At 58.1% G+C, this 5,049-nt stretch carries 5 protein-coding genes; 4 read left to right on the forward strand and 1 reads right to left on the reverse strand.

Annotated elements, in window-relative coordinates:
* The first annotated feature begins 378 nt into the window (after nt 1-378).
* Nucleotides 379-1,446: a DUF4831 family protein gene (locus QZ302_RS08520; protein WP_294594463.1), complete on the forward strand. Its 1,068-nt coding sequence runs from the start codon at nt 379-381 to the stop codon at nt 1,444-1,446.
* A 20-nt stretch (nt 1,447-1,466) separates the two neighbouring features.
* Nucleotides 1,467-2,324, forward strand: a complete 858-nt coding sequence (folP, locus tag QZ302_RS08525) for a dihydropteroate synthase (RefSeq protein ID WP_294594465.1) — start codon at nt 1,467-1,469, stop codon at nt 2,322-2,324.
* Between the two features lie 731 nt (nt 2,325-3,055).
* On the opposite strand, the gene QZ302_RS08530 is transcribed toward folP, so the two are convergent.
* A complete protein-coding gene (locus QZ302_RS08530) occupies nt 3,056-3,202 on the reverse strand; it encodes a hypothetical protein (RefSeq protein ID WP_294594466.1) in 147 nt (48 codons plus the stop codon).
* Nucleotides 3,203-3,303: 101 nt separating this feature from the next.
* On the opposite strand from QZ302_RS08530, the gene QZ302_RS08535 reads away from it, so the two are divergent.
* Complete coding sequence (locus tag QZ302_RS08535; protein WP_294594468.1) at nt 3,304-4,158, forward strand: DUF2807 domain-containing protein; 855 nt, start codon at nt 3,304-3,306, stop codon at nt 4,156-4,158.
* A gap of 89 nt (nt 4,159-4,247) precedes the next feature.
* Nucleotides 4,248-4,517, forward strand: a complete 270-nt coding sequence (locus QZ302_RS08540) for a type B 50S ribosomal protein L31 (RefSeq protein ID WP_294594470.1) — start codon at nt 4,248-4,250, stop codon at nt 4,515-4,517.
* Nucleotides 4,518-5,049 lie beyond the last annotated feature (532 nt).

Consider the following 5,049-nt stretch of genomic DNA (forward strand, 5'->3'; position numbering starts at 1 on the left):
CAGTTTCTAAACGAAGTTGCCATTAAAACGACACAGCACCTGCCCCGTTTATTCCGAGAGGCACCGCAACTGAAAACCGATGGCACGATAGTGCACGCCACTGAGGTGGAGACCTTGCGTGGAGAAGTCCAAACACCTCACCGTGAAGTCGCCTGTCACCGGCGTACACGACCAACTGAACCCATAGTTGCCGACGCCCCTCGTTATACCCTCATAGCCCGCGCGACCGAAGTCGCGGTAGCCCGAGGCGAGCCTCCTCCTAATGCTCCTGTCTCGCTGAGGCAGAGATATATTGTCTTCTCCGGCGCATCGTTCCGAAAAAAAAGCTATTTTTGACCGACAATCCTTTCGGAAAAAACGATATAAATCGAAAACAATATGAAAAGCAAGACTTTTTATCGGGCAGTTTCGGCTGTCGTGTACAGCTCCCTCGCACTGCTGGCCTTTCCCGCGACAGCTCAGGTGAGCGCATTCCCGCAAGGCAACGGAGCAGCCGCTGTCGATGGCTACACCCTGCCGCGGACGGTGGTGACCGCTACCGTCGTGGTCGAACGCGAAGTGATCCTGCGCGGAACTTATGCCAAGTACGCCGCCCAGTATCTCGGTATTTCGGGCGCCGCGATGAGCGATAAACAGAACTATCGGATATTGGACGCCTCGTTGGGCTACTACGAAGAGCCCGATCCCGCACAGACCTATGCACTGGATCGTTCCGTCGATGCCCGCAGCCGGGTATTTCACTGGCTCTCCGTTCCGCAGTCCCGGCAGCCGTTGGTGGCTGATGCGAAGTTTCAGGACGCCGCCATGGGGAACAACAACCCGTTTACGGACGTGAGTCTTCAGCCGTTGTACGGCGCGACCGTCGAACAGAACGGCTTGGCCGACGGCGAGAGCTTCGGCGAGCTGCCCGTGAACCGGACTTCGATGGTGGAGAAGAGCACCGAACAGCTGGCGGCCGATGCGGCGAACGCGATTTTCACCCTGCGTAAACGGCGGTTCGACCTGGTGACCGGCGAGATGGGCGAACATGTCTTCGGAGCCGGACTGCCGGCTGCGTTGAAAGAGATCGACCGCCTGGAGGCCGAATACCTCTCATTGTTCATCGGGAAACGTTATACCCAGCGGATTGTGCGCACCTACTCGGTTTTGCCGTCGGAAAAAGGTACCTCGATCGTGTGTCGTTTCTCGCCGACCAAAGGGCTGGTGCCCGACAGCGATCTGTCGGGTCGGCCGCTGGTGATCGAGATGACGGCCGAAGGGGCCGGAGAGACCGGAAGTGCTTCGCGCGGAACTGTCGGGAGTGCGAAGAAGGGCGGAGCGAATCTGCCGTACCGGATTCCGGCGGTGCAGATCGTCAAGCTGGTCGACGGCACGGATGAGTTGGCGCGGGAGCGGATTCCGATTTTCCAGATGGGGACGTTCGCTTCAGCTCCGGTCGTATTTTGATCCCTCTGTGCAGAAACGTGATGGAGATCGATATAGGCGGTCGGCTGTGGTCCGTCGGCCCGGAAAGGCCGCGGGTGATGGGAATCGTGAACGCCACGCCGGACTCGTTTTTCGAGGGCAGTCGGCGGCAGAGCGACGATGAAATCGCCCGGGCGGTCGAACAGGCTTTGGACGAAGGGGCAGACATGTTGGATGTGGGCGGCTATTCGTCGCGTCCGGGAGCCGATGATGTGCCGGAATCAGAGGAGTTCGCCCGGTTAGATCATGCTTTGCGCTTGGTGCGCGAGGTGGCCGGAGCGGATTTTCCGTTGTCGGTCGATACGTTTCGGTCGGGGGTGGTTCGGCGGCTTTATGACCGTTACGGGGCGTTCGTGGTGAACGACATTTCGGCGGGCGAGCTCGATCCGCAGATGCTGCGAACGGTCGGGGAGTTGAGGTTGCCTTATATCGCCATGCACATGCGCGGGACGCCGCAGACGATGACGTCACAGACCGACTATCCGGCGGAAGGCGGCGGTGTTTTGGGAGCGGTGTTGCGTTATTTCGTGCAGAAGGTCGCGCAGAGCCGGGAGGCGGGGATTGTGGATTTGATTTTGGATCCGGGTTTCGGCTTTGCGAAGAGTGTGTCGCAGAATTTCGAGTTGTTGAGGCGGATGAATGAACTTTCGGTCTTCGGGTTGCCGATTTTGGCGGGTTTGTCCCGCAAGAGTCTGATATGGCGCACGCTGGGGGTTACTCCGGACGAAGCGTTGAACGGGACGTCGGTGCTGAACGCCGAGGCGTTGCGCCAGGGCGCCGCGATTTTGCGGGTGCACGATGTGCGCGAGGCGGTCGAGACGGTGTGTCTCGTTCGGGCCTGTTCCGGTCGTGCGGAGTGAATGCGGCGGTTTGGGTATTGCAGTGCGTTGTTGGGGTAGAGGCTGCTATAGCGAAACGTAGTTTCGCCCGTCCGCGGGACGTGGGGCCCGGCCGGCCTGAGGTCAGTCCCCTCAAACCAAACCGTGCGCCACGCCTTAAGAGGGAAATCGTCAAAATGCGCTTGCGCGTTTTGACAGGATTTCCCCAGGCGCGCGAAAAAAGAACGGGGGTAGAGGCTGGTTGTTGAAATGCGTGAGCATTTCCTGTCCACGGGACGTGGGGCCCGCGCGGCCCGAGCGCAGTCCCCTCAAACTAAATCGCGCAGGCGCGCGAAAAACCTCGATTTCGAGCAAAAATCCATCGCCCGCCCGCTTAAGAGGGCGGGCGATGGCAAACGCGGCGGAGCGACAGCGGAGCCGCAGTGAGGCGGACACGGGGCGGAGAACTGGGGTGAGCTTTGGGCTTTGTTTTTGGTCGGGCTTTGGGCAGTGCTTTTGCGACCTTTAGGTCGCCGTCCTCGGGCGCAGCGACGCTTTAGCGGCGCGTGGGGGGGCGCGCCGAGGACGAACCCGCAAGATTTGGGCCGAGCTTAGGGCCGCCACTTCGCGATGCTCGTTTTGCCCCCGCTGGCGTGAACAGCTTAAATAAGAAACGAATGGGGCCGAGCTTCTGCGACCCTCCGCTGGCTCCGGCCGCCAAAGTCAAGTCAGTTAGGGTCGCCGGCCCATTGCCTACCGCGGGCCCGCGGCGTTTATTCCGAGAGGCAACGCAACTGAAAACTATAGGCACGGCAGTCCGCACCGTCGGAATTGAGACTCCCCGTGCCGAACCCCAAATACACCCCCTTGATGTCGCTCACCGACGATGAATAGCTGAATCCGTTGTTGCCGACATGCATCAGATCGCCCAAACGCCCATTGCCGCCCGCATCGCGGTAGCCCGGGGCGGGATTGGTGAAAAATAGGAATTAAAGTAAAATCGAATAAAAACCGATCATTCATGAAAAAGTTATTTTCCTCCTTCGGATATCTGGTTTGTCTGTTGTGCGGATGGTTGGCCTTTGTGCCCCGGTGCGCGGAAGCACAAGAGAGCGTGGTGGTCGAAAAATACGCCAACAAACCGATCCGGGGCGTGATTATTGCCGGAGCGTTCGACCTACAGCTACAGCAAGCCGATGGCGCTTCGAAGCAAGTGGGAGCTAAAGTCGAAATTCTGCGCGAACTGGAAGACAAATTGGTCTTTGAATATACCGAAGACGGATTCGTCCGGCTGGCCTTCAAGGACGACATGACTAAATACTTCACCGGAAGTAAAAAGAAACCCCAAGCCTGGGTGACCGTTTCGGAACTCGCCTACCTGAACGTTACGGGAGCCTCTACGGTCGTCGGAACCGGTCGGTGCTCCAGCTCGGGTAAACTGCGGCTGATGACTTCCGGAAACGCTTCGGTCAATCTGCTCAGCTGTTCGGCCGGCGAGATCGACATCGAAGCCTCGGGGACGTCGGATCTGAGCGATGTGAAACTCTCGGCGACAGGGCGCACGACGATCGAAACCAGCGGAACGGCGAAGGTGAGAGGCGAATTGCGGACTGCGGAGATGACGCTTCGGATGACAGGCGTGTCGGGCGTGGTGTTGTCAGGTTCGGCTGCCGAAGCCGATTGGAACGTGGGCGGTACTTCGTCAGCCGATTTGGAACGGCTCGAAACCGAACACGTCACCGCCGAAGTGACCGGAATGGGGCAGGTCAAAGCTTGCGTGACTGGAAACGGGACGGCGCAGGTCAGCACGATGGGCTCATTCCGCTACACGGGTGCGGGGCGGATGACCGGCAAAGGCGTCAAACGGCTCGATTGATCGGATTTGCAGTTCCCGATAATAAATCCTATCTTTGCCCCGCGAAAGCGAAAAACAGCACATCAACCTAACGTTAAACAATACGCACAATGAAAGAAGGATTGCACCCGGAAGGGTATCGTATCGTGGCATTCAAGGATATGTCCAACGATCAGGTCTTTTTGTGCCGGTCCGCCGTGAATACGAAAGAGACGATCGAGATCGACGGCGAAACCTATCCCGTCTACAAGATGGAAATCTCCAGCGCGTCGCACCCGTTCTATACCGGGAAGCAGACGCTGGTGGATACCGCAGGACGTGTCGATAAGTTCATGAGCCGGTATCAGAAACACTACGATAAACGGAACGCTAATAAATAGTTTTTTAGCTTGATTTTCCGGTCGGTTCGGAGCCGGTCGATGATAGAGAGCGCTACTGATTGTTGAAAAACGATCGGCGGCGCTTTTTTTGTGTTTATGTGGAAATGGGGTTGGGGATGAGGTGCTATATTTTGAGTGGACGGAGAATGGGGGTAGAGGCTGCCAGTTGAAATGCGTAAGCATTTCCCGTCCCCGCACCCATAGGGTATTTTGTTAGGGTTGTTTCTGCCTTACTCAGTGGGGCCCGCTTGGCCGACGCGTTCGTGTCATGGCTCGCGAACGAAGAGTTGGGCTGAGTTGATTAAGCGATACGCAGTATCGCTCCGTCCCGCCGGGGTCACCCGGTCGCCGCCCGCGCAGGGCAGTTTCATCCGGGTCAAAGCTCGCTCGCGCGCCACGCCTAAAGAAGCGATTCAACTATTTCGGCGGTGAGCCGAAATAGAGTGTATCGCGCAAGGCGCGCGAAAAAATTATCCCTGCGCAAAAAAATCCGTCGCCCGCCCGCTTAAAAGGGCATATTCTGCCGGTTGGC

Source organism: uncultured Rikenella sp. (genome assembly GCF_910579375.1).
Taxonomy (GTDB): Bacteria; Bacteroidota; Bacteroidia; order Bacteroidales; family Rikenellaceae; genus Rikenella.

Coding starts and splice junctions, on each gene's coding strand:
- QZ302_RS08540 (WP_294594470.1), top strand. CDS start 4,248: ATGAAAGAAGGATTGCACCCGGAAGGGTATCGTATCGTGGCATTCAAG.
- QZ302_RS08535 (WP_294594468.1), top strand. CDS start 3,304: ATGAAAAAGTTATTTTCCTCCTTCGGATATCTGGTTTGTCTGTTGTGC.
- QZ302_RS08530 (WP_294594466.1), bottom strand. CDS start 3,202: ATGCATGTCGGCAACAACGGATTCAGCTATTCATCGTCGGTGAGCGAC.
- folP (WP_294594465.1), top strand. CDS start 1,467: ATGGAGATCGATATAGGCGGTCGGCTGTGGTCCGTCGGCCCGGAAAGG.
- QZ302_RS08520 (WP_294594463.1), top strand. CDS start 379: ATGAAAAGCAAGACTTTTTATCGGGCAGTTTCGGCTGTCGTGTACAGC.